The sequence below is a fragment of the Exiguobacterium sp. BRG2 genome (assembly GCF_031844245.1).
Taxonomy (GTDB): Bacteria; Bacillota; Bacilli; order Exiguobacteriales; family Exiguobacteriaceae; genus Exiguobacterium_A.
This window is the reverse complement of record NZ_JAUZUW010000001.1, coordinates 370,841-395,482: the sequence shown is the minus strand read 5'-3', so window position 1 is coordinate 395,482 and position 24,642 is coordinate 370,841. Positions and strand designations below refer to the sequence as shown.

Annotated in this window: 20 protein-coding genes; 1 reads left to right on the top strand and 19 read right to left on the bottom strand. The window is 49.6% G+C overall.

The annotated features are described in order from the left end of the window. The first annotated feature begins 109 nt into the window (after window positions 1-109). Window positions 110-1,582 (top strand): DHA2 family efflux MFS transporter permease subunit, encoded by a 1,473-nt coding sequence (locus Q9R23_RS02005; protein ID WP_035408812.1) that lies wholly within the window; start codon window positions 110-112, stop codon window positions 1,580-1,582. A gap of 40 nt (window positions 1,583-1,622) precedes the next feature. On the opposite strand, the gene Q9R23_RS02000 is transcribed toward Q9R23_RS02005, so the two are convergent. The 19 genes from Q9R23_RS02000 to Q9R23_RS01910 form a co-directional block, all read right to left on the bottom strand. Beyond that, complete coding sequence (locus tag Q9R23_RS02000) at window positions 1,623-2,087, bottom strand: 4Fe-4S single cluster domain-containing protein (RefSeq protein WP_035408815.1); 465 nt, start codon at window positions 2,085-2,087, stop codon at window positions 1,623-1,625. Next, window positions 2,059-3,888 carry an anaerobic ribonucleoside triphosphate reductase gene (locus Q9R23_RS01995; protein ID WP_251137914.1) on the bottom strand — a complete coding sequence of 610 codons (1,830 nt, stop codon included), beginning with the start codon at window positions 3,886-3,888 and terminating at the stop codon, window positions 2,059-2,061. Before Q9R23_RS01995 ends, Q9R23_RS02000 begins: the two co-directional genes overlap by 29 nt. A gap of 237 nt (window positions 3,889-4,125) precedes the next feature. Continuing rightward, a complete protein-coding gene (locus Q9R23_RS01990) occupies window positions 4,126-6,165 on the bottom strand; it encodes an ATP-binding protein (protein ID WP_214855297.1) in 2,040 nt (679 codons plus the stop codon). A gap of 101 nt (window positions 6,166-6,266) precedes the next feature. Continuing rightward, a complete protein-coding gene (locus Q9R23_RS01985) occupies window positions 6,267-6,806 on the bottom strand; it encodes an AAA family ATPase (protein ID WP_290755467.1) in 540 nt (179 codons plus the stop codon). Between the two features lie 86 nt (window positions 6,807-6,892). After that, window positions 6,893-7,576: an LrgB family protein gene (locus Q9R23_RS01980; RefSeq protein ID WP_290755465.1), complete on the bottom strand. Its 684-nt coding sequence runs from the start codon at window positions 7,574-7,576 to the stop codon at window positions 6,893-6,895. Continuing rightward, window positions 7,569-7,958, bottom strand: a complete 390-nt coding sequence (locus Q9R23_RS01975) for a CidA/LrgA family protein (RefSeq protein WP_214855291.1) — start codon at window positions 7,956-7,958, stop codon at window positions 7,569-7,571. The genes Q9R23_RS01980 and Q9R23_RS01975 overlap by 8 nt, the downstream gene beginning before the upstream one ends. A 432-nt stretch (window positions 7,959-8,390) precedes the next feature. Then, window positions 8,391-10,223 (bottom strand): DNA mismatch repair endonuclease MutL, encoded by a 1,833-nt coding sequence (gene mutL / locus Q9R23_RS01970; protein ID WP_311246321.1) that lies wholly within the window; start codon window positions 10,221-10,223, stop codon window positions 8,391-8,393. 10 nt (window positions 10,224-10,233) lie between these two features. Further along, window positions 10,234-12,765 (bottom strand): DNA mismatch repair protein MutS, encoded by a 2,532-nt coding sequence (gene mutS / locus Q9R23_RS01965; protein WP_311246320.1) that lies wholly within the window; start codon window positions 12,763-12,765, stop codon window positions 10,234-10,236. Window positions 12,766-12,827: 62 nt separating this feature from the next. Beyond that, window positions 12,828-13,265 (bottom strand): YlbF/YmcA family competence regulator, encoded by a 438-nt coding sequence (locus Q9R23_RS01960; protein ID WP_023467714.1) that lies wholly within the window; start codon window positions 13,263-13,265, stop codon window positions 12,828-12,830. Between the two features lie 112 nt (window positions 13,266-13,377). Then, a complete protein-coding gene (locus tag Q9R23_RS01955; protein ID WP_311246319.1) occupies window positions 13,378-14,205 on the bottom strand; it encodes a DNA-3-methyladenine glycosylase family protein in 828 nt (275 codons plus the stop codon). Then, complete coding sequence (locus Q9R23_RS01950; protein WP_311246318.1) at window positions 14,202-15,470, bottom strand: DUF445 domain-containing protein; 1,269 nt, start codon at window positions 15,468-15,470, stop codon at window positions 14,202-14,204. Before Q9R23_RS01950 ends, Q9R23_RS01955 begins: the two co-directional genes overlap by 4 nt. A gap of 105 nt (window positions 15,471-15,575) precedes the next feature. Beyond that, entirely contained in the window at window positions 15,576-15,863 is a 288-nt protein-coding gene (locus Q9R23_RS01945; RefSeq protein WP_029341204.1) for a hypothetical protein, read from the bottom strand. Window positions 15,864-15,987: 124 nt separating this feature from the next. Then, window positions 15,988-17,442, bottom strand: coding sequence for a phytoene desaturase family protein (locus Q9R23_RS01940; protein ID WP_214855281.1), 1,455 nt, complete (start codon window positions 17,440-17,442; stop codon window positions 15,988-15,990). After that, on the bottom strand, window positions 17,439-19,055 hold the full coding sequence (locus Q9R23_RS01935; protein ID WP_214855966.1) for an alpha/beta hydrolase: 1,617 nt from the start codon (window positions 19,053-19,055) through the stop codon (window positions 17,439-17,441). The genes Q9R23_RS01940 and Q9R23_RS01935 overlap by 4 nt, the downstream gene beginning before the upstream one ends. Window positions 19,056-19,200: 145 nt before the next feature. After that, window positions 19,201-20,376: a glycine C-acetyltransferase gene (locus Q9R23_RS01930; RefSeq protein ID WP_214855278.1), complete on the bottom strand. Its 1,176-nt coding sequence runs from the start codon at window positions 20,374-20,376 to the stop codon at window positions 19,201-19,203. After that, window positions 20,376-21,464, bottom strand: coding sequence for an L-threonine 3-dehydrogenase (gene tdh / locus Q9R23_RS01925; RefSeq protein ID WP_214855275.1), 1,089 nt, complete (start codon window positions 21,462-21,464; stop codon window positions 20,376-20,378). Before tdh ends, Q9R23_RS01930 begins: the two co-directional genes overlap by 1 nt. A gap of 99 nt (window positions 21,465-21,563) precedes the next feature. Beyond that, window positions 21,564-22,430, bottom strand: coding sequence for a 2-oxoacid:ferredoxin oxidoreductase subunit beta (locus tag Q9R23_RS01920; RefSeq protein ID WP_023467707.1), 867 nt, complete (start codon window positions 22,428-22,430; stop codon window positions 21,564-21,566). Continuing rightward, window positions 22,417-24,165 carry a 2-oxoacid:acceptor oxidoreductase subunit alpha gene (locus tag Q9R23_RS01915; RefSeq protein ID WP_035398188.1) on the bottom strand — a complete coding sequence of 583 codons (1,749 nt, stop codon included), beginning with the start codon at window positions 24,163-24,165 and terminating at the stop codon, window positions 22,417-22,419. The genes Q9R23_RS01920 and Q9R23_RS01915 overlap by 14 nt, the downstream gene beginning before the upstream one ends. A 191-nt stretch (window positions 24,166-24,356) precedes the next feature. After that, window positions 24,357-24,617, bottom strand: a complete 261-nt coding sequence (locus tag Q9R23_RS01910; RefSeq protein WP_023467705.1) for a stage V sporulation protein S — start codon at window positions 24,615-24,617, stop codon at window positions 24,357-24,359. Window positions 24,618-24,642: the final 25 nt, after the last annotated feature.

Sequence of the window (24,642 nt, the reverse complement as noted above, 5' to 3'; positions counted from 1 at the left end):
TAAAGCAAATAATTTGAACTCATTCGACTTCTGCTGGTAAGATAGCCAAGTCAGTCATAGAATTCAAGTCTAACATTTTAGACTCGTAGTACAAAAGGAGCATAACGAAATGCAATCAAGCAAGCAATCATCACGACTTTATTTAATTTTAGCTGTCCTCATGGCAGGTGCGTTCGTTGCGGTCCTAAACTCGACGTTACTCAACATCGCCTTACCATCGATCATGAAATCGTTCGGTATTCAGGCAAGCACCGCCCAGTGGTTGACGACGGGATATATGCTCGTCAATGGAATCATGATTCCGACGTCAGCATTCCTCGTCCAAAAGTTCTCAACGCGCCAACTGTTCTTGACGGCGATGACATTGTTCTCACTCGGAACGATTATCGCCGGACAAGCACACATCTTCCCGCTTCTACTCGGTGCGCGCATGATGCAGGCGTCGGGTTCTGCGATCATGATGCCACTGTTAATGAACGTTCTCTTGACCGGTTTCCCAATTGAAAAGCGTGGGCAAGCGATGGGAATCTTCGGACTCGTCATCACCTTCGCTCCAGCAATCGGACCGACATTGTCCGGGTGGATTCTTGAACATTATGAGTGGCGGATGTTGTTCCATCTCGTCACACCGATCGCATTGCTCGTACTCTTCACGGGTGCTTTCTTATTGAAGAAAGAGACGGTTCAAAGTTCACTTAAGCTCGATTTGTTCTCACTCGTCCTTTCAAGCTTCGGCTTCGGTGGTTTGTTGTATGGATTTAGTTCCGCCGGTTCTGCCGGATGGGGATCTTGGACGGTCATCGGATCATTGATCATCGGTGTAATCAGTTTGACTTCCTTCATTATACGTCAATTCATGCTCGAAGAACCGATGCTTGAGTTCGGGATTTTCCGTTATCCGATGTTCGCTTTATCGCAAGGGATTTCAATGGTCTTGAACATGTCGATGTTCTCCGCGATGATCTTGATGCCGATCTACATCCAGACAATTCGTGGCATCTCACCATTTCACTCTGGTCTCTTGATGTTACCGGGTGCGATCGTCATGGCGATCATGTCACCAATCACAGGTCGTCTCTTCGACCGATTTGGTGCTCGCATCCTTGCCATCATCGGCTTATCACTGACGGTCTTGACGACGTTCTCATTCAGTCAGCTAGCTGCGGATACGTCATACGCGTTCCTCGTCATCATGTATACGTTACGTTTCCTTGGAATCTCGATGGTCATGATGCCGGTCATGACGAACGGATTGAATCATATTCCACAACATTTGACACCTCACGGTACGGCATTAAACAACACGTTGTCACAAGTATCGGGTGCGATTGGTTCAGGTCTGCTCGTGACGATCATGACATCGCGGACGAAACACCACGTTCCGGAACTCGCTTCACAACCTGAAGCTGCAAATCCGGAATGGTTGCAGATGCAGGCGATGATCGAAGGAATCAATGATACGTTCTTCATCGCGACGTTACTCGCACTTGCTGCTTTGATTTTATCGTTTTTCATCAAAAAACGACGGACAACGACACTCGCAGTCGTCGAATCCGTCGATCAAGAACAAAAATATGCATGATTTGATTCTCCCCTGTCTAAAAAGATGGGGGAGTTTTTGTCTAATCCAAACGTTTGTTTAAATGCTGTCGATCATACATTCGTTGATTCGTACTCCCCCGAAAGCTTGTCGTTCGGTCAAGTTTCGATAGGATGAACGGACCATCAATCAATCCATCTAGTCGGCGTAACAAGGGGTGCCATTCTCGGTGCTTAATGATCTCTTCCAACACATAGCCCGTATACAAGATCACTTCATAGTCTGGTCCGAGTCGTTCTAGTAGCCGATAGAGCGCTATTGCTTGTAACAACGGTTCCCCACCGGATAGCGTCAGGCGCCGGTGACCGGTTGCTTGAATCCGCGCGACCGTCTCGTCAATTGTCCAAGCTACGCCACCTGCAGGATCCCAGGAGGACGGATTATGACAGCCGGCACAGTGATGCGGACAACCGGCAAGAAATAACACCGTTCGTAAACCGGGACCATCGACGACGGAGTCAGGAAGAAGCGAGAGGACCCGTAACATCGTGTTTCACCCGATTCTGCTCTTCTGCCCGTTTCGCTTCATTCCAGCGGTCCAGCGTACCGACGAGATATCCGGTGATCCGTCGAATGCGTTCGATCGATCCACTCCCGCAAACCGGACATTGATCCTCGATCGTCTGCTCTGTTCGGCAATCAAGACAACGATCGACGGGATGATTGATTGATCCATAACCGATTCCAGCCTCCGCCATTAAACGAACGATGTCTTCGATTGCTTCCGGATTTCCAGCAAGCGCACCATCCGTCTCGACATAGGTGATATGACCGCCATTACATAATGCATGGAACGGGGCTTCGAGTTGAATCTTCTCACGGATCGTCACCGGCGCATCGACAGGAATGTGAAAGGAATTTGTATAATACGGTCGATCTGTCACTCCTTCGATCTCACCAAAGTCACTGACATCGCGACGTGTGAACTTACCGGATAATCCTTCGGCCGGAGTTGCGAGTAAACTAAAGTTCAACCCTGTCTGTTCGCCAAAATCGTCGACTACCGTCCGCATCGCTTGAATCAATGCAAGACCAATCCGGTGTGCCAGTTCGGAATACCCATGATGACTCCCCGTCAGGACGGTCAAACATTCCGCGAGACCGATGAAGCCGACCGCCAACGTCCCGTGCTTGAGGACCGGACCTACCTGATCCTTATTTCTTAGCGTCTCACCGTCTTTCCAGACGTGTTGATATAAAAATGGAAACTCGTCAGCCGTTCGACTTGCCTGGAACTCATACCGTGCGATGAGTTGCCGGCATGCAAGTCTTGTCGTATCTTGGACGACTTCGAACATTTGATCGACGGTTTGACTCTGGAGTGCCAAACGGACGAGATTGATGCTCGTGAAGGATAAATTACCACGACCTGTGACGGACGGTATGTCTCCACGATCCTCGAATACACGGGTTCGGCATCCCATATACGCGACTTCTGCTTTTCCTGGTTGCTCCTGGCGATTAAATGGCGCATCGAGAAACGCAAAATTCGGAAACAGTCGTTTTCCTGTCACGCGGGTAGCAAGCTGAAACAAATCGTAATTCGGGTCTGTCGGTGACAGGTTGACGCCTTGTTTGACTTTAAAGATCTGAATCGGAAAAATCGGTGTCTCACCCTTGCCCAGTCCACGCTCCGTCGCTGTTAGCAAGGCTCGCTGGAATAGCCGCCCTGCTTGCGTCGTATTCGTTCCGTAATTGACGGATAAAAACGGAACCTGTCCACCACCGCGCGAATGCATCGAATTCGTATTATGAATGAATGCTTCACATGCTTGAAACGTTTTTTCATACGTCTCCTGCCATGCATGTCGCTCCCGCTTACGCCGCTTCCAATGCGGAACGAGGTCATTTAGTTTCGTCCATTCCCGTTGATAGGTCTTTTCAACGAACGGCGCTAAATCATCATCAAAGGTTGCGAAGGCTTGTCCGCCATGCTGCATGTTTTGATTCGCCTGGACGATGATTGCCGCAAGGGCGAGGGCAGAACGAATGTCTTGCGCCGGACGGATCGAACCGTGCGTTGTCTGAAATCCGTTTGAGAGTAACTGACCGAGCGGAATTTGGGCACAAGTCGTCGTCCCAGTCACATAATAATCGGCGTCATGAATATACAAAATGTTGTCGTCAAGCGCCTGCAAGACATCCGCTTCGAGATGTCGTCGCATCATCTGCCGTGCTGCTTCCCCAGCAATCCGTTGTAACTTCGCAAGTGGTGTTTTGCCATCAATGTTTGCATTCTCTTGTTCGATCTCTTGCGGTGGTGTGAGTAACGCTTCTAAGCTCTCCATGATTCTTCTTCCTCCCATGTTTTTTTGTAATCACTATAGCGAGAGTTCAGAAACGTTCGCAATCCCTGCACAATTTACGATTTTTTCAACTGTTTCAGCCGTTTTGTCATCAATCTGTTCGGTTTATTGCGTAAAAGCCCGATTCTTCTACATTTTAGCCGATCTCCTGAATTGGACGAATCTCACACGAAAAACGACAAAAAAAGAAGAGGCATATTAGCTTGCCTCTCCTTCTCCTTATTCTGCTTCGAGTAACGCGTCCGTCGCACTTGGTAACTTGACCCGAAAAACCGTCCCTTCTCCCAAGATCGATTCGACTTCGATGTTGCCATCATGTGCTCGAACGATTTCCTTACAAATCGATAATCCAAGACCTGTTCCGCCGATTTTTCGGCTGTCTGAGTTATCGACACGATAGAACTTGCTGAATAGATGCGGCATCGAATGACTCGGAATCCCGATTCCGAAATCACGGACGCTGAGTTCAATCTGATTGTGCTGATGGGTCAGCGTCACAACGACATCCCCACCGTCCGGTGAGTATTTGACTGCATTATTCAATAGATTTCCAAGTAGCTGTTTCATACTGTTCGCATCTGCTTCGACCATAAAGTCCTGTTCGTCATTCAAATCAAGCTGCAGACTATGTTGTTCCGTCGCTGCTTGATAAAACTGAATTTGTTCCTTGACGATTTCTTTCAAATCAAAGATTTGTTTATCATACTCTTGCTTTCCTGACTCCATCCGCTGGACGTTCAAGAAGTCGCTGACAAGATTGGTCAGACGTTTTGATTCATCGTGAATCGTCTGCAAATACCTTTTGTTCCGCTCGGGATCCAAATCTCGTTTCAACATGAGCTCCGTAAAGCCATAAATCGAAGAGAGCGGTGTTCGAAGTTCATGCGAAACCGTCGAGACGAGTTCTGATTTGACCCGATCAACCTCTGTCTCAGCCGTGACGTCACGAAAGACGAGGATCGTTCCCTTCGACTGTTCTCCATGCGCGATCGCTTCGGCATAAACTTGAATGAAATATTCACCCTGGTCGATCGACAAAGAGAACATGCCCTCAGGGATCTCACCCGATAAAACTTCTTCAAAGTACGCTTCAAAAGCTTCTTTCTGGTCCATCTGCTCGAACATCGTCTCTGGTCGGACTTCAAGAAACGTCATCGAGTCATTGTCTTCCTCGACCTGTAACGACTGGAAGATATCAAATAATGCCTGATTCCCTAAGATCGTCTTTTCCTCATGTTTGATATAAAGAATCGCTTCCCGAACGGAATTCAGCAGTTGTGCTGTCTCTTTTCGTTCGTATTCCATCTGTTCGTAGAGTGACATTCGCATCAATGAGATCGCAATCTGTTTCGAGAACGATTCCAGTTCCGCCAAATCCTGTTGATTGAATGGTGCGTCAAACCGTGCTAGATAGAGACAGGCAATCAATTCTTCTTTTGCCGGATCCATGATCGGAATGACACCTTCATAGACGTGATACGGATATTTGATCAGATCGTCGTTCGCGACCTTTTTTGAGGAATGTGCCGTTTCCTTTGAAATCATGACTCGCTTTAGTAGTAACGACTCCGTCTTCAGACTCTCTTGTTGTTCTTCCGTCATTTCTTTTGGAACGACTTGCGCGATTTCATTATTCTTAATCAATAACAATGCCCCGAACTCTGTCTTCGTCAACCGGACGATCGTACTGATGACAGACGAGTAATCAAATAAACTCTCCTTTGACGCAAGCGTTTCGATTAATTCATTCCGATCTTGTAGATGCAACTCGTTTGTCCGGGTCACTTCCAAGGCACGCTCAAGCTCATTCTGTTTTTGCTTCAATACTTCCTGATTGTGTTCCATTTCTTGATTCTTTGCTGACAATTCCGCATGTTGTGATGAGATCGACCGTGCCATCTGGTAAAACGATGCCGTCAATTGACCGACTTCATTATGGCTGTCGACATCATGCTCGAGCGAAATCGACTTTCCTTCCGCAAGACGACGACTTTTGACATTCAATTCGCGGAGCTGTGACGTCACCCGATGAATCAATGGACGGACGATGAACAATAGACAAAATAAAAAAACCATCAAGTTCAAAAACCAGAACCATTGTGTCTTTTGTAACTGGTCGAGTACCTGTTCTTTCGTCCGACCGTCTGCATTGTCCACGTATAAATAACTGGCAACCGATGTGATGACACTTAGTGCAAAGACACTATAAAAAATTGCCATCAACTGTCTGCCTAACTTCTCAGTCATCCAGTGTTTCATGTTCATAAATCCTCCTAGCAGTATATTGCCCTTCGTTCAAGATGGTTTCCTCCTCATGTATTATCATCTAATGATTTCCGGAAACCTCTTTCTTGAACCCTTCACGATCGGGCAGGCGAGAGTCCAATCCCAGTCACGAGAGCAATCGCATCGATGACTTGCCCTTTCGTCAGATCATCCGTCTCGATCTGTTGACTGAACAGCGGATCGGATAATTGCCGTAATCGTTGTTCCGCTTGTTGACCGCCCCACGAGTTCGGACGCTCGAAGCGGCTAATTAGCCGGCGTTTGACAGTCGTCTCTTTCGCCATCAATGCGATATGACGGACGTCATGACCGTTCGCTCGTAACGTGCCGATGATTTCCTGAAAGTATGCCGGGTTCGTCAAGGTCATCGGCACGATGATACGCGCCTTTTCCGTATCGAGCTGCTCGAGGAGCTGTCGGTTAAACGTGCGCCACAACGGCTCATCTTGAAAATCGTCCTTGTTTTCCGGCAGTTGCGCCCGTAGAAAATAACCTGTCTCTTCCGGGTCAAAGATGTGTGATCCGCTCCAGCGCTTTTGTAACCCAGTTGCTGCCGTTGTTTTCCCGACGCCAAACGTACCGTTAATCCAAATGATCATCTTCTTCTCCTCCACCCTGTTTTCTGTTGTACTATACTGCTAAAACGGTCGACAAGTTTCAATCGGCTACAAAAAACACTCCGTTGAAAAAAACAGAGTGTTTATCCATATAACCATGTGATTAAAAACGGTGCGATGACGCTGGCACAGACCGCCGTCAAGACCATCGTCAACAGACCGACCGCCCCTTCGCGCTGGTCAAGACTCATCGATTTCGTCGCACCCATGACGTGGGCAATCGATGCCAAGCCTACTCCACGGCTGACGAAGTGCCGAATCTTCAAGCCCGTCATTAATTTTGGTCCGACGATTGATCCTGTCAATCCGGTCAATAAAACGAAGGCAGCCGTCAGCGTCGTCGTCCCGCCAGCTTTTTGTGAGATCGCTAAAGCAACGGGTAACGTGACCGATTTCGGTAACAAGGCAAGGTTCGTCGTCCGCTCGAGATGAAGCAACAGACCGAGTAACAGATCTGAACTCATTGCAATACAGGTTCCAAGCAAAACACCAAGTCCGATTTCTGGTAGAAAACGCCGAACTTGATGCCGGACGCGGTAGAGCGGAATCGCAAATGCCGTGATTGCCGGACCAAGCATCTTCGATAGATATTGTCCACCTTGCATGTATTCTGCGTGTGAGACTCCAGAATAGACGAGAATTAAGATCAAAATTGCCGTTACCGTCAGGATTGGTAACGTCCAGACTCGAGGATGACGTTGATAGAGGAACATCGCTACGCTAAACAATAAAATAGTCAGAATGATCCAAAACAGTGCCTCATTCATGTCGTGTCACCGCCTCTTTTCGGTGTGCTAAACGATCGACGATGTACGCTGATCCGACTAATGTCAGAAGGCTACTGACGACGACGATCAACACGATCTGTAAACCGGATGTCCGGAGAAATGCCGTATAATCCATGATTCCGGATAGTGCTGGAACAAAGAACAATGGCATGACGAACAGAAGAAATGTCCCGCCCCGTTCGACGGCCACAAGCGGAATCAGACGGCTTTTTAACGCTAGGTACAGTAGAATCAAGCCGATGATGTTACCTGGTAATGGTAATTGAAAGGTTTCGCTCACCCAGTCCCCACTGAGTGAAAAGCAAAAAATGAGTGCGATTTGAGCAATGATTTGAATAATACGCATAACGCGTGACAGCATGATAAAGGTCCCCTTGTTAACAGTTTCGGGTCTTATTATCCGCCTCTTTTCCTTAACAATCAATGAAATTTGGTTAATCAACCGAAGTAACCGTTCTCATGAAAAAACACACTTCTTTTGTATTAGAACAAACAAAAAATTACTCAATCGTGTATCAGTACAATAAATGATTCGAGACGAACGAAAAAGAGGCTGACTCCAAAAAAGAATGACGCGTCTTTTCACGCACTTTCCTCAGGCGAGACACAAGCCAGTTTTCCTACTTTATACAAGCAGGAAAGCTGGTCTTGTTTGTCTCTGAAGCGCATAAATGCGCTTTTTCCTGTAGGAGTTGCGTATGACGCGTCATTCTTTGTAGAAACTAACTTTTGAGTCAGCTCCCTTTTCTATAATCTGAGACGACACCTGAATGGGATCGACTCCTCTTCTTGATCACATGACCCGTTTGAATAACTTCTCGAGTTCATACGTCGTCCATTCAATGATGACCGGACGTCCGTGTGGACACGTGAACGGCATCTCTGTCTTCGCTAAATCATCAATCAACCGACGCATCATCTCATCGTTCAACGGATGATTCGCCTTGATCGATTTCTTACATGCCATCATGATGGCGGCATCTTCCCGATACGTCTCAAGATCGATTTTCCGTTTCATCAATGCCTCATCGAGTAATTCTTGAATCGTCTCTTCCTGTCGATGGGACGGGAACCACGTCGGAACTTCTCGGACGATGAAGCTTTGTGGACCGAACGCTTCGAATTCAATGCCGACGTCTTTTAGTAACGGAAGGATTTCCTCCATTCGTTTCATGTCATCTGACGAGATTTCAAACGTATATGGTAAGAGCAATTGCTGCCGTTGCTCTGGTGGTCGACCGAACATGACTTTATACGTCTCGTATTTGATCCGTTCCTGAGCCGCATGTTGATCAATCATATACATCCCGTCTTCTCCGGCACAGACGATATAGGACGAATGAAGTTGTCCGATGACGTCGAGGTGTGGAAAGCGCGGACGCGCGTGAGATTCTTCCATCGGTTCGACAACGTCCTGCTTGACCGGTGCGATGGGCTCGAATAGATCATCCTCGTTACTAAACGGCAATGGTTTCTCTACAAAGGGTCGATCGTCCTCTTGCGGTTTTTTCGGAATCGGATAATTCCAGACTGCTCGCGATGACGTCTCCTCGACCGGTTCCGCGACGTAAGAAAAATCGAGTTTCTCTTGACTACTCGGATCCTTTTTCGGTTTCGGTGGCGTCACCTTCGGAATCAACGTCTCTCGGCTGAGCGTCATCTTGATTGTCTCTTGAATCAACTGACAGAGCTCCATCTCTTTTGAGAGACGAACTTCCCGTTTCGCCGGGTGGACGTTGACGTCAATCAGGAGTGGATCCATCGTCACCTCAATGACCGCAATCGGATACCGTCCAATCGGTAAGAGCGTATGGTAACCGTTCAAGACCGCTTGCGTCAGGGCGAAGTTTTTGACCGAACGTCCATTAAGAATCAACGTGATGTAATTCTTCGAGGCACGGGTCACTTCCGGTTTGACGAGATGACATGTCAGTTGATAATCGGCATTCGCTCCCTTAGCGACCAACGTCCCTTGGATCGTTTGATGACCGTAGACACTCGCCAGTGCTTGCCGGACGTCTCCCGATCCGTTCGTCTGAATCAGCGTCTTCCCTTCATGGGTAGCCCGAAGCTTGACGTCCGGATGGGCGAACGCCATTCGGTTCAACACGTCCGTGATTGCGGCAAGCTCCGTATGTGTAGTCTTCAAGTATTTCAAACGAGCCGGTGTATTGAAGAATAGATGTTCGACCGTCAATTCCGTTCCTCGGTTCATGGCAGCTGGTGTCTGCTTTACGACCGTCCCGTACTCAAGCGTCACTTGAATTCCTTCTGCGTCCTCGCGTTTCGTCTTCAACGTCACTTTACTAACGGATGCGATCGAGGCAAGTGCCTCTCCGCGAAAACCAAGTGTCTTGATTCGGAACAAGTCATGCTCGTCCTTAATCTTACTCGTCGCATGACGAACGAAAGCCAGTTCGGCGTCATCCGGGTAAAACCCATGTCCGTTGTCGCGGATCGTCATCCGTTTCATTCCGGCTTCTTCGAGTTCGACATCGATTTGGGTCGCACCGGCATCAAGTGCATTCTCAACCAGTTCCTTGACGACCGATGCCGGTCGTTCGACGACTTCTCCCGCCGCGATTCGGTTCGCTAAACTATCGGATAATTCACGAATGATTCCCACTGCATTCTCCTCACTTTCTCGCTTCAGCTTGTAGACGGTATAGCGTATTCAGTGCCTCGAGTGGCGTCATATTAATTAAATCAAGACTAGCCATCGTCTCTCGCAGAGGATCCGCTTCTGAGAACAGACTGAGTTGATCAATCGGCTCCTCCTGAACAGGGGCTTTTACAGGTGCTGCGACCGGAACAGGCTCAGCCTGCTCGAACTCGGACAAGAGGACTTGCGCCCGCTCGATCAGACTATCTGGTAAATCAGCTAGACGCGCGACATGGATTCCGTAAGATTGATCGGCTTTTCCGTCGCGTACTTCATGCAAGAAGACGACGCGTCCCTCTTGTTCGACGGCGCGGACATGAACGTTCGCTAATCGATCAATCGATTCTTCGAGCACTGTCAATTCATGATAATGCGTCGAAAATAGCGTCTTTGCCCCGACGTGCCGGGCGATGTGTTCAACGATCGCTTGTGCGAGTGCCATCCCGTCGTACGTCGAGGTCCCGCGACCGATTTCATCTAGCAGGATCAACGACCGGTCCGTCGCGCGCGTCAACGCTTCTTGTGTCTCGACCATCTCGACCATGAATGTCGACTGTCCACTGACAAGGTCATCTGCCGCCCCGATCCGCGTGAAGATTTGATCGAAGATCGGCAGTTCCGCTTGAGCAGCTGGTACGAACGAGCCGATTTGATGCAATAAGGAAATCAAGGCGAACTGTCGCATATAGGTCGATTTACCGGACATGTTCGGTCCAGTGATCAACAGCATCTCGCGTCCTTCGTTTAAGGTGATCCCGTTCGCAACATATTCGCCGCGCGGTAAGACAGTCTCGATGACCGGGTGACGCCCTTGCTGAATATCAACCGTTCGTCCCGTCGTCGTGATTGGTCGGACATAGTCGTGTGTTTCGGCAATCTCAGCCAGTGCGACGAGGACGTCGAGTTCCGCAATCCGGCGACTGACGCGTTGTAAGCTTTCGATATGTCCTTTGACTTCATCGCGCACTCCACAGAAGAGATCGTACTCGAGCGTGACACTCTTCTCTTCCGCACCAAGGATCAACGCTTCTTTTTCCTTCAATTCCGGTGTGATATAACGCTCAGCATTAGCGAGTGTCTGCTTCCGTTCATACCGTCCTTCCGGTAACAGTTTGGCATTTGCACGCGAGACCTCGATGTAATAGCCGAAGACACGGTTGTAACCGATCTTCAACGTTTTGATGCCGGTTGCTGCTCGTTCATTTGCTTCAAGCGTCGCTAACCACGTCTTACCGTCTTTTGAAGCAACAAGTAACTCGTCGAGGTCTGGTGAATAACCGGACTTGATCATGCCGCCCTCTCTCGTTGAGATCGGTGGGGCTTCAACGAACGCACGATCGAGTAGATCGCTCAATTCGTCGTGTGGATCGAGTCCGAGACTAAGTTGACCGAGACGTTCGCTCATCATCTCTTCAAGTGCTGATTGAATACGGGGAATCAATCGCAACGTCGACTTCAATTGAACGAGATCACGCGCTGACGCTGTTCCGTAACCGACTTTTGCGACGAGTCGCTCAAGATCATAGACTTCCCGTAACGTATCTTTTAATTGCTGACGCTCGAAATAGTGCTGCAACAGTTCCTCGACAGCGTCGAGCCGTTCCGTGATGACGCGCTCCGATAACAACGGTTTTTCCAGCCAGCGTTTCAGCATCCGTCCACCCATCGCTGTACCTGTCACGTCAAGTAGACCAAGCAACGAACCCTTTTTGTCTCCTGTCCGTGCCGAGCGGACGAGCTCAAGATTTTTGACCGTATTTGGTTCGAGTTGCATGAAATCGCTCGCTTCGTAGACAACGGCCGGTTGCAGATGTGTCAACGCTCGTTTTTGTGTATCGTGCATGTAGGCATAGAGGACCGCAAAGGCTTCCGCTTGGGCTGTATCAATCGCGCGATCTCCATGTGGATGTGTCTCGCGTCGTGAACTGCGCGTCAGCGGGATCCGTAAGGACGCAAGTGCCGTCTCATGTTCCTCTGTCGTGACGATGATTTCCCGTGGCAAGATAATGCTTAATTCTTTGATTACACCATCGAGTGTCGCAACGCTTGTCAAGGCACTCTCACCCGTCGAGACATCTCCTCTGGCAATCCCAAAGCGACCGTCCTGTTCAACGACTGCAACTAAGTAACGATTTTCTTTTTCCGTTAAAGCGGACATCAACGTTCCCGGTGTGATGACTTGGATGACTTCGCGTTTGACAAGTCCTTTCGTCAACTTTGGATCCTCGACTTGATCACAAAGCGCCACTTTATACCCACGCTCGATCAACTGTTCGATGTAGCCGTTCGCTGCGTGATGGGGTACGCCACACATCGGAATCGGATGCTCCGCGTTTTTACCGTTTTTCGCCGTCAACGTCAACTCCAGTTCATGGGCGACCTTTTTGGCATCCTCAAAGAATAATTCATAAAAATCACCGAGCCGATAAAACAAGAAAGCGTCCGGATAGTCCGCCTTGATCGAGAAGTATTGTTTCATCATCGGTGTGTTGTGTACTGCTTCCATTCTTCCACCTCATTCGTCGAAAAAGCCGACGGATGTCCGTCGGCTTTTCGTTCATTTCGTGATTAGTAGCCGCAACCGCCGCTTTTGTTTTCTGCTTCCATGCCGCTACCTGTCTTACCTGCAAGAACATCTCCGTCCGTCGCTTCGATGATTTGATCCGTAATCCCGTTCGAGATCGTCACCGTGATGTATTGGAGAAGTCCGTTGACTTCTTCTTGCGTTTCTTGGAACTGTTGGACGACAGGCATCTCATCGAGCTCAGCAAACAATTTATCGAGCTTCGCTTCGACACGTGCGAGTGCTTCTGTTTTGCCGTAATGTTGGCAGTTGACTGCCTCTTTTTGAAGGAACTTGATTTGTTTCATCATCTTTTGGACTTTTTCATTCCCATTGATGTTGGCTTCTGCCGCTTTGAATCGTTCTACTTCCGGTGTCTCTGAAATCATTTTGGCGATTTCATTGGCTTTTTCGATGATTTGTTCATCTGTATACATCCACATTCGTCCCCTCTATCGTTAGCGAACACGTCGCTTCCCTTAGCATTTCTGAACGATTCCTCGTTCTATCGCATTCATTATACCGTTCTGACGATAGAGTGACAAGAATAGTTCCTTATTCAATCGAACGCCATAATAGATAGGCAGCGTGACTGCGAACAGGAGCGAATTCCTCTGCCAGTCGCGTCGCTTCTTCTACTGTCGGTCGATATCCAAGTAATCGTTCAAAAGCCCGTAATATTCCAATGTCCGATGCAGGGAAAAGATCCGGACGACCGTACCCGAACATCAGGACGTTTTGAACCGTCCATGGTCCGACACCTTTCAGTGCAATCAACGTCTCAGCGATTTCTGCGTCGGTCGCTGACGTCAATGCATCATAATCAATCGCTGCTGTTGCTACCCCGAGTAGATAATCGACTTTACGTCCTGATAGTTGCAGAGCGAGCAAGTCCTCGCGACGCGCTGCCGCTAGTTGGCGCGGTGTCGGCGGTAGGATGATTCCATCCTTGACCGTTCCGAATGTCCGAAAGACACGTTCCGTCAACGTATGCGCAAACGACAGATTGATTTGTTGATGGATGATCGAACGAATCAAGGCCGTGAACGGTGAATGATCAAGAACGAGCCGTTCGTCGCCGAACTGTTCGACGATCGCATGTAACGACGTCGTCTTGAGACGCTGCGCAGGATTCGGCTCGTTGAGTCGAAAGCGCCGATTGAGTTGCGTCAGCACCGCTGTTTGCGGTCCTGAACCGTCAATCCGTAACGTATAACCGTCGATGGCTTCCATCATCGTGATGTATGCCTGATCGTTGACGAAGACCGGAACGACGAGTCGCCCATCCTGTTCGATTTGTAACGGGTCTTCCGTCAAACGAGATACGATTCCTTTAAAATCCAATGCTTCCGACAACGTCAGATCATATGTCCACCGGCTCATCCGACGAACACCTTGATCGCACCGAGAATCAAACCGATGATGAATCCACACAATGCCCCGTTGACACGAATCCATTGCAAGTCACTGCCGACCTTATCCTCGATCATGTGAATCAGTGTCTCGGTATCGAACCGATTTAAGTTCTCGCGCACGAGTCCGCCGATTTTTTGGTGATTTTGTTCGACGAAACGCACGAGTTGCTCCTTCATCCACTGATCACTGCTATCCTTGAACGTCGGATGCTGTTCCCAGTCGTCTAAAGCGCGCGAAAGCATCGGCATCGCCCGTTCCGTCCAGAAAGCGTCTGACGTCAAATAGCGTTCGAGCTCGATCAGACCAGCGTCATAGGCACGTTCAATGACCGGAAAGAAGTCAAACCGGTCGACCTCACTTGCCTTCCAAGCATCGATTTTCGCGAGACGCTCTTCATCAATCGACAACTGTGCCAGGTTACGACGCAGATGATCGAGAATCGCGAGTCGATTTGGATGATGGACGTGTCGCATATCTTGAATGACCGTCAACAAGACGCCTTGAATGACCAGACTGAGTTTTTCTTCCGAATAGACTTTTTGGACGGTTCGCGCCGTCACCCGCAAAAACGTATTCTTTTCTTGGTCAATCATCGCCGTATAAGCAAGGCGGCCAATCTGATCGCGAATGATCGGATCTTCGAGAAGACGTTGGCCGTAATCGAGTAACTGATCCATCAGCCACTCGTCGAGTCGACGTTCCTCATTCAACTCCATCGCCCGGACCGCCAGCCGTTTGGACGGATACGCTTTGATCGTCTCCGTCACCCGTGTATTCGCAAACTCAAGAATTGCCTCTTTCGGTAGTTTCCGAATCAAACCCATCAACAGCTCGGTGACGGTTGCTCGAAAGGCAGGTAAGACCAGAATCGAACGTAAAATTTTGATGACACGATCTGCAAGCGTCATATGTTGCAGCTTCGCAACGATACTTTCTTTGTTCAGTAAATCCGTCTCGAGCATATGAACAATCGATTCGATGACCCGTTCCCGATTTTTCGGCAATAGGTTCGTATGGGGAATCTTTAATCCAAGCGGGTGACGAAACAGCGCCGTGATCGCGAACCAGTCGGCAACCCCACCGACGAGTCCGGCTTCAAAACCACTCTGGAGCCAAAAGACCCACGCATTTTCTTTAAATGGCAATGAGACGACGAATCCGACCGCCATGAAAATCAACGAAACGGTTGCAAGCCGCCGTGTCGATGTTTTAGGTTGTTCAAATGATGACACATCGTTTCCTCCTTCAACTGAGTCACTTATCTACCTTACGAACGGGACAAGGATTAGGTTTCGACACGAAAGAGCCCCAGTCATCGACTGGGACTCCCTATGTACTTAAAACGTGTATTCACCAAAACGGTCGCCATCCCATGTCGCGGTTGCCGTTGAGACAAAATAGACCAGTCCGTTGCCGAATGTATTTTCCATTAATGAAACGAGTTGTTGACCATTCGTCTGTTCAACGAACGCTAATCGGACTTCTTCTTTCCCTTGATAAATCCGTTCGTAGACACTTAAACCGCGTGCATTGAGAAACGTACGCGCCGACTCGAATTGAATCGGACCGACTTCAGGTCGTCGTTCCTGAATGAACGACTGACATTTTTGTTCGAATGTCTCCATGGTTCTTCACTCCTTCTCTCTTTTTGTTCATGGATATCATGTTCCCGACTCTTCCTCATCATAATCCTCAAATGTGAAAAAAGCGACAGATGCGTCGCTTCTTTCATCAGTTTACGACGATTTCTCACAATCTGACTCCAAACTGTCGGGCAGCATGGATCGCAGACGTCGTCGCACCGATCGTTCCAGCACCCGGAAAGATGGTATCGCCGATTGCAAAGAAATGATCGACACCTGTTCGAAACGGTGCCGCGAATAGGAGACTCGTACTCGGACGTTGCGGATATCCACCGACTCCACCATCCGGGCGGAACGTATAGCGGACCCATGCACCTGGTCCACCCGGATGGCGTTCGATTGCCTGTTGACTAAAACCCGGAAACTGCTGTTCGAGAATGGCTTCGAAGATCGCCGACATCGTCTCGACTTGTCCGTCGTAACGTTTGCGGTTCGTCTTATCAAACGTACCAATCGGAACATGGCATGACATCGTCAGCGTCCGCTGACCAACTGGTGCACGTAATCGATCATCCGGACGGGACAGCGAGATGAAGGCATGACCTGAAGGTAAGGACGTATCATGAACTTGCCGGAATGCTTCGTCAGACAAAATGAGCGCCTCTGGAATCGCCGCATAATACGTAAAGGTCGCCCATTGCTGTAATTTTTCCTGTCGTCGGTACGTTCGTCGTAATGTTCGTCGCATATCCATGCTGACGACTTCTCGGATGCCTTCAAGCGGAACCGCACAGATGACAGTATCAGCAAGCATCAAGCGTCCTCGGCGATCCTCGATCAAAAATCCATCTGATGTCTTTCGGATCGACGTGACTTTCCGTCCAAGGAGACAGGTTGCCCCGCTCGCCTCTGCTGTCTCTTTCAATTGCTCAGCCAGTCGGTACAAGCCGCCCGGAACATAATAGGCACCTTCATGATAAATCGATAAGGCGACGGCTCCTAGTAAAGCTGAGGCCTCCTGCCCAGTCTGCATGCTGTCGAGCAAGATCCCGTCGATCACTTGTGCGAACAACGTATCCGCTAGTTCATGTTTTCGTAACAGATGACCAATCGTCAGCGGAAAATACGGTAAAAGGACGACACTTTTCGCATGTCGGACTAACCGCCGGACGTCTGCTGGATCTTGAAGTGGTAATGCTGGAAGTTCTGCCATTAGCGGACGAATCACCTCGTAAATCTGCTCGATTTCTGCAAAGAAAGCCTGAATCGACGATGCCTGCTCTGGAAAATGTGATGTCAATTCGGTTAGAAACGCAGCACGATCCTGATAATAATGAATCGTCCGTCCTGCGATGCGAATCGTCATGACGACGTCGAGCGACTCGACCTGATGCGTCACTCCAAGATGATTAAGAACACGGGCATGAATACCACCGGGCTCAAACCCCATTCCGAGTGTCGCCCCTACTGGATACGTCAGGTCCCGGCGCGTGAACTTCCCGGCTGATCCCCCCCATTCACGGCTTCCTTCAAGGACGGTAACAGTATGTCCTTCTTGTGCGATCAGAGCCGCAGCCGTTAAACCTGCAATTCCTCCGCCGACGATGACGACGTGTTTCATGATGATTCCTCCTCCGTGACCCGATTTTCTTTAAATAGGAAATTGCGGATTTCGCGGAAGACCGGCTCCCGGCGATGAATCGTGAAGTGATCATATTTATACGATTTTGTCTGGATATTATCCGTGTAGTTCTCGAGTGCAAAGGAACTCTTTAACGAAATCAGATTGAAATCGCCTCCTTTGGCACCAAACGAATAGACGAGTACATCGCGTGGCCATGTCTCGAGCCGCTTAGTTAAATTGTTCATCGCTGGTGAGCCCTTCGCGAGATCACGAATGGCGGGACTGTTCGTATTCGTGCCAAGCGGTGCGAGCGTCAACCCGAGTTTTGCGTAATCGGAACCAGCGATTGGTGAGTCGAGCGTCACGACTTTTCGGACGTGATACGGCATCTCTTCTTGGACCGTATAGGCGACGACATCCACACCACCCATGCTGTGACCGACGAGCTGGATATCGGAAAAGGTCGCTTTTTGTTTCGCATCATACGCAGCAATCGCTGCATTCAACCACTTTTGTTGATCGGCAAGGCTCGCCTCGTCGTCTGCAAAGACGATTCGGACAAGCGGGTAGCCGGTCGGCGAGGGTGTGACGCTACAAGTCGCTTTTCCGGAACGAGTCACGTCACATCGACCACCATCATCGGCGACTTTTTTATTCGTGAAGTTTTGAATCATCGGCACGAACGTCCGCTCCGTCCCGAATAGCCCGTGGACGAGGAACGTCGGTACGATTTCACTCTTTCCTTGTGTGACGATCTGACGCGTTGGTGGCGGCGCACTCGACGTATCCTCCGCGAACACCCACCACGCGCCTCCCCCAACGATCAAACAGACGAGGAGCGAGATACTAATCGTCTTCAACTGTTGCCGGCGCAAACGGCGGACACGGTGAAAGACCCAGTAGAGCAATAATCCGACACCGATTAATAACACGATACCGGTAATGATCCAACCTGTCGGATTCGGTACATACGCAATCAACTGTAGCTGGTTGGCTTTCGTTCCGTATAATTTCCATGACACATCATGATAATTCGACCAGTCGATCTTTTCTCCGTTTTGGAGACCGATCACTTTCGGACCGTGGAGTTTGATCTCGATATCGGCTTGACGGATATACCGGTCGGCGAGTTTCTTGACCTGTCCCGTCGGTTGATAGCCTTTGATATTCAAACGATCGATACTGAGATCGATGTTCGTATCCAGTCGATACGTATCGAACCAAAATCCGTCCGATTTTTTCATGTCGAACTTCGTATCAGGTGGAATGAGAATCCCTCCGATACCTGTCTTCCATTCGTCCTTGATCGACGTCATGTCCTTGAAGTTCGCGAATGTCTTCTGCATCCGGATCCCTTCATAGTCATCCTTCGTCTTGAACGTTTTCGCCGCATAGCCGTTCTTTTCTGCCTGTTTGACATAACTATTCCAATTCGGATTTAGGTTCAGTAAACGCGCTACTGGGTGTTCCTTTGCGGCATATGTCGTTTTTAAGGTGACACTCTGATCGGTATGAATCGTCGCATCATATTGGATGCGAATACAACCCCCAAGGAGCAGCGTCAGCATCAAAAATGAGAGCAAAATCCCTTTCTTCTTCGTACTCATCAGGTCACATCCTTTCCTCATCTGTTATTCCCTATCTCGCAAAAGTAAAAACGGTCGACGTTGATTCTTTCGTCATGACGCACTTCAGGCAGCGGATCGCTGATCCGCTGCCTGAAAGTATGCGGACCTGGTTCGTCCGTGATCGATATCAACCGATCAAGTTTAATTCACGACCGACTTTTTCGAAAGCTGCAAGAGCCGTCGTTAAATCTTCACGCGTATGTTCCGCCGTCACGATCGTCCGGACACGTGCTTTTCCTTTTGCGACCGTCGGGAAGGCGATGCCTTGAGCGAAGACACCTTCTTGACGGAGGCGATCCGACAATTCGTGGCAACGTGCTTCATCCCCGACGATGACCGGTGTGATCGGAGTCGTCGACGTGCCGATGTCGAATCCAAGATCCCGGAGTCCTTGTTTGAAGAATTCCGTGTTTTCCCACAGACGTTCGAAAAGTACCGTTTCTTCTTCCATAACGCGGAGTGCTTCGCGGTTCGCTTCGACGACCGCTGGTGGATGTGATGTCGAGAACAAGAACGGACGTCCTTTATGGATCAGATAATCTTTGACGTGCTGTTCACACGCGACGTATCCGCCAAGGACACCGATGGCTTTTGAGAGCGTACCAACTTGAAGAGCAACACGTCCGTCAAGACCGAAGTGATTGACCGTACCGCGTCCCGCTTTCCCAAGCACACCTGACGCATGAGCGTCATCGACCATGACGAGTGCGTCATAACGCTCGGCTAATTCAACGATTTCTGGAAGTGGTGCGATGTTTCCGTCCATCGAGAAGACACCGTCCGTGACGATAAGGCGCGTCCGCGCGTCTTGTGTTTCTTGTAAGGCCGCTTCAAGATCCGCCAAGTCGACGTGTTTATAGATCCGGCGTTTCGCTTTCGTCAGACGAATCCCGTCGATGATCGAAGCGTGGTTCAACTCATCCGAGATGACGACGTCTTCCGGACCGAGCAGTGCCGATAAGACACCTAAATTCGTGGCGAATCCAGACTGGAAGACGAGTGCTGCTTCCGTGTGCTTGAATGTCGCAAGTTCCCGTTCGAATGCTTGGTGCATCTCGAGTGTCCCGGCAATCGTCCGAACCGATCCTGTTCCAGCACCGAACGTGCGCGCTGCTTCCGCTGCTTGTTCAGCAAGACGTGGATGTGCGGCGAGTCCGAGGTAGTTGTTCGACGACAGTTGAATGAGTTCCTTACCATTGATCGTCACGCGGTTATGTTGCGCGCTCTCAAGTGCTACGAGGTTGCGGAACGTGCCCGCCTGTTTCATCTCTTCTAGTTCTGTCCGTAAGTGTTCAAATCCCATTAATTCGTCCCCCTTGGTTGTAATACGACTTTCCCGCATTTCCCTTGACGCATCAATTCAAATCCTTCTTCGAACCGCTCAAGCGGCAACGTGTGTGTAATCAACGGTCGGACATCAACTTTTCCACTTGATAAGAAAGCAGAAACCTGACTCCATGTCTCATACATCTTCCGACCGGTGATGCCTTGAACCCGGACGCCTTTGAAGACAACGTGGTTCGTCAAATCGATTTCGACCGGTTTGACCGGCAGACTGAGGATGTTGACGTCTCCACCTGCTGTCACCATCTCGAAGGCTTGACGAATCGCAACCGGATGACCACTCATCTCACAGACGACATCAATTCCATCCCCGTCCGTCATGCGCTCGATCCGCTCCAAGACATCGTCATGACGTGAATCGATGACGACATCCGCCCCCATCGTCCGTGCGAGTTCAAGACGATATGGATTGACGTCGATTGCGACGACTTCCGCCGCACCGGCTGCTTTTGCGACCGAAACTGCCATCAGACCAATCGGACCACAACCGACGATTGCGACCGTTTTCGCGCTGACATCGCTCGCGAGTACCGTATGGACGGCATTGCCCATTGGCTCTTGAATCGAAGCGATCCCTGCTGGCATATCTTCCGGGTTGACCCAAAGGTTTTCTTCCGGCATGACAACGTATTCCGCAAAACAGCCTTGTGTATCGACACCGATGATCTTCGTGTTCTTACAGATGTGATATTGTCCACGAAGACATTGTTTACATTGATGACAGACGATATGCGTCTCCGCCGAGACACGATCACCGAGCTTCAAGCGTTTCGTGCCTTCTCCAAGCTCGACGACTTCGCCCGAGAACTCGTGACCGAAGACATACGGCGGATTGACACGCGAGGCTGCCCACGCATCCCACTCATAGATATGCACGTCCGTTCCACAGATCGATGTTGCCTCGACTCGAATCAAGACTTCCCCACGACTCGGTACGGGTACCGGTACTTCTTTCAGTGCCGCACCGAATCCGCGCTCTTCTTTGACGAGTGCACGCATCGTTTTCGTCGTTGCCGTCTCTTCTACCGTCGTTACTAATTTCGTCATCTTTCCCCGACTCCTTCGCGGAAGTTCGCGTTTATGTATATGTGGCGAACTTCCAAATGTTTAGCATCCCCAAAAAACCAAACACATCTTTCCTCTATCTTACATGAATTCTGCCGCTAGTTTACCGAATGTTTCTTCGTTTAGCTCAAGATCCGCATATGCGAGACCTGATTCTTGATAGCCGTCGATTTGTGACTGGTAATCAGGACGTGTTTCATCCTGATAAATCAATCCCATGACGAGTCCGTCGTGAGCATGAACGGTCTGTTTTGCAAGATCCAAGTTCGACGGATCGTATCCTTCGATGTCGGACAGCTTCGTCAAGTTCTGTTTGAACCAATCGTACGTATTGACCTTGTTGAACGTGACACACGGACTGAAGACGTTGATGAACGCAAACCCCTTATGTGCCGTCGCTTGCTCGATCAGTTGCGTCAAGCCCTTCAAATCGTTCGAGAAGCTTTGGGCAACGAACGTCGCACCAGCCGTCAAGGCGAGTTCAACCGGTGAAACACTCTTTTCGATCGACCCTTTTGGCGTCGATTTCGTCTTGAATCCAGGTGCAGAAGTAGGTGATGTCTGTCCTTTCGTCAAGCCGTAAATCTGATTGTCCATGACGATGTACGTCATGTCGACATTGCGCTTGAATGCATGAATCGTATGTCCCATGCCGATCGCAAATCCATCACCGTCGCCACCAGACGCGATGACTGTCAATTCGCGGTTCGCCATCTTAACACCTTGGGCGATCGGAAGGGATCGTCCATGAACGCCGTGGAAGCCATACGTATTGATATAACCGGAAATCCGACCAGAACAGCCGATCCCGGAAATCAATGCCAACTCTTCTGGCTCGAGACCGACGTTCGCGACAGCACGCTGAATCGCTGCTTGAATCGAGAAGTCTCCACACCCTGGACACCAGTTTGGTTTGACATCATTTCTAAAATCCTTAAAGGTTGCCATGATATACCCCTCCTACGACCTGCTCGACGACCTCTGCTGGGTAGAACGGGTCGCCATTGAATTTCAGGATATGCTCGATCTTCGATGCATGTCCACAGTTCATCTGGATCAGCTTCGCCAGTTGTCCCGTTGCGTTGTACTCGACGACGATGACTCGTTTGGCCCGCTCTAAGTGCGGCGTGACGAGCTCACTTGGGAACGGATGGACTTGACGGATATGCAAGTGATCAACCTTGATTCCTTGTGCTTCGAGTCGTGGCATGATCTCTTCGATCGTTCCACGTGTCGAGTTGAAACCGACGAATAAGATATCCGGTTCTGCATGATGCTCCGTTACGAGAACGGCATCCTGTAAGCGGAACGTGTTCAGCTTACGAAGTCGCTTCGTCATTTGATCGACCCGGTTCTTCGTCGCTTCCGACGGACGCCCTTCCTCATTGTGCTCAACACCCGTTACGTGGTGAATTCCGTGCTTGACGCCTGGAATGACACGTGGGCTGATTCCATCTTCCGTCACTTCGTAGCGTTTGAAGTACGCTTTTCCTTCAAGTTCCGGTAAGTCTTCCTGGATCAACTTCCCGCGACGGATCTCAACGCGTGACATATCCGGTGGTTCAACCGATTGTTTTCCGAGCGACAGCATCAAATCCGTCAATAGAATGACAGGGCATTGATACTCCTCTGCGATATTGAATGCTTCTGCTGCATCGTAGAACGCTTCTTCGACCGTTGACGGTGCCAAAACGACCTTCGGAATCTCACCATGTGTACTATAGATCATCGCCATCAAGTCCGACTGTTCCTGTTTCGTTGGTAGACCTGTTGACGGACCACCCCGTTGTGTATCGACGATGACGAGCGGTGTTTCCGTCATCCCGGATAATCCGATCGCTTCCGCCATTAGTGACAATCCTGGACCAGCAGACGCCGTCAAAGCACGGACACCTGCGTAGTTGGCACCAATTGCCATCGTGACCGCTGCCAGTTCGTCTTCCGTCTGGACGACCGTTCCACCGAACTGCGGTAATTTCTTGATTAAGTATTCCATGATCTCAGATGATGGTGTGATCGGGTAAGCTGCCATCAGACGCGCTCCACCGGCAATCGCGCCAAGAGCAATTGCATCGTTTCCAATCATGAACATCCGTTGTTTTCCGTCAGCCGGTTCCAAGACGAACCGTTCGCCCTCTCCTGCAAGAGCTTCAAACGCTGCTGCTCCTTCACGAATCGCTGCTAAGTTCTTCTCGACCATATCTGGACCTTTTCGTCCGAAAATCTGTTCGACGACGGCTTGGAAACGCTCTGGTGCAATGCCGAGAATCGCACTCGATGCACCAATCGCGACCATGTTCTTCATCAAGGCCGTACCGAGATCAGCTGCGATCTCCGTAAATGGAATCGCATACAAGGAAGCGCGTGCTTCGTCCGGATTCGTCGGATTGAATTTCGCATCCGCGATGATGATGGCACCTTGACGCAATTCATGGAAGTTGACGTCGATCGTCTCTTGATCGAACGCGACCAAAATATCGAGATCATCGGAAATCGTCCGGACTTCCTGTGTTGCGACACGAATCTTATTATTCGTATGTCCTCCCTTGATACGTGACGAAAAGTGACGGTAGCCATACAGGTAATAGCCGAGTCGATTCAAGGCAATCGCAAAGATTTCGCCTGTTGATTCGATCCCTTCTCCCTGCTGACCGCCAACTTTCCATGATAACTGATTATACATCGACGTTCGCTCCTTCTCTGTCCCCTGAAATGATAGTTCTCTCTATCCTCCCTCATGATACCGATTTACCGGAAGTAGTACAATGCTCCCTCGGTGGAAAGGTGAGAAAAATTCGAAGACGCAGCAAAAAGACCATCTACTCCAGTCGAGTAAATGGTCTACTTGTAAATATAGGACCTATGTCCAATTCATCATCGTGGTTCGATGATGAGTTTGATGGCGGTTCTTTCTTCTCCATCAATTAAAATGTCTGTGAAGGCTGGGATACAAATCAAATCGATGCCAGAAGGCGCCACGAATCCGCGTGCGATGGCGACGGCTTTGACAGATTGATTGAGCGCTCCCGCACCAATGGCCTGAATCTCGACGGAACCTCTCTCTCGAATGACACCCGCGAGTGCACCTGCTACCGCGTTTGGATTCGACTTAGCTGATACTTTCAGGACGTCCATGCGTGTACCTCCCCATCCAGAAATG

Excerpts from the sequence above, each read along its gene's own strand:
- mutS (WP_311246320.1), bottom strand. The coding sequence starts at position 12,765 with ATGGAAGCAGTACACAACACACCGATGATGAAACAATACTTCTCGATC.
- Q9R23_RS01955 (WP_311246319.1), bottom strand. The coding sequence starts at position 14,205 with ATGAGCCGGTGGACATATGATCTGACGTTGTCGGAAGCATTGGATTTT.
- Q9R23_RS01975 (WP_214855291.1), bottom strand. The coding sequence starts at position 7,958 with ATGCTGTCACGCGTTATGCGTATTATTCAAATCATTGCTCAAATCGCA.
- Q9R23_RS01960 (WP_023467714.1), bottom strand. The coding sequence starts at position 13,265 with ATGTGGATGTATACAGATGAACAAATCATCGAAAAAGCCAATGAAATC.
- Q9R23_RS01990 (WP_214855297.1), bottom strand. The coding sequence starts at position 6,165 with ATGAAACACTGGATGACTGAGAAGTTAGGCAGACAGTTGATGGCAATT.
- Q9R23_RS01930 (WP_214855278.1), bottom strand. The coding sequence starts at position 20,376 with ATGGGATTTGAACACTTACGGACAGAACTAGAAGAGATGAAACAGGCG.
- Q9R23_RS01940 (WP_214855281.1), bottom strand. The coding sequence starts at position 17,442 with ATGAAACACGTCGTCATCGTCGGCGGAGGAATTGCAGGTTTAACGGCT.
- Q9R23_RS01980 (WP_290755465.1), bottom strand. The coding sequence starts at position 7,576 with ATGAATGAGGCACTGTTTTGGATCATTCTGACTATTTTATTGTTTAGC.
- Q9R23_RS02000 (WP_035408815.1), bottom strand. The coding sequence starts at position 2,087 with ATGTTACGGGTCCTCTCGCTTCTTCCTGACTCCGTCGTCGATGGTCCC.
- Q9R23_RS01920 (WP_023467707.1), bottom strand. The coding sequence starts at position 22,430 with ATGGCAACCTTTAAGGATTTTAGAAATGATGTCAAACCAAACTGGTGT.
- Q9R23_RS01995 (WP_251137914.1), bottom strand. The coding sequence starts at position 3,888 with ATGGAGAGCTTAGAAGCGTTACTCACACCACCGCAAGAGATCGAACAA.
- Q9R23_RS01945 (WP_029341204.1), bottom strand. The coding sequence starts at position 15,863 with ATGGAGACATTCGAACAAAAATGTCAGTCGTTCATTCAGGAACGACGA.
- Q9R23_RS01915 (WP_035398188.1), bottom strand. The coding sequence starts at position 24,165 with ATGTATAATCAGTTATCATGGAAAGTTGGCGGTCAGCAGGGAGAAGGG.
- tdh (WP_214855275.1), bottom strand. The coding sequence starts at position 21,464 with ATGACGAAATTAGTAACGACGGTAGAAGAGACGGCAACGACGAAAACG.
- Q9R23_RS02005 (WP_035408812.1), top strand. The coding sequence starts at position 110 with ATGCAATCAAGCAAGCAATCATCACGACTTTATTTAATTTTAGCTGTC.
- Q9R23_RS01910 (WP_023467705.1), bottom strand. The coding sequence starts at position 24,617 with ATGGACGTCCTGAAAGTATCAGCTAAGTCGAATCCAAACGCGGTAGCA.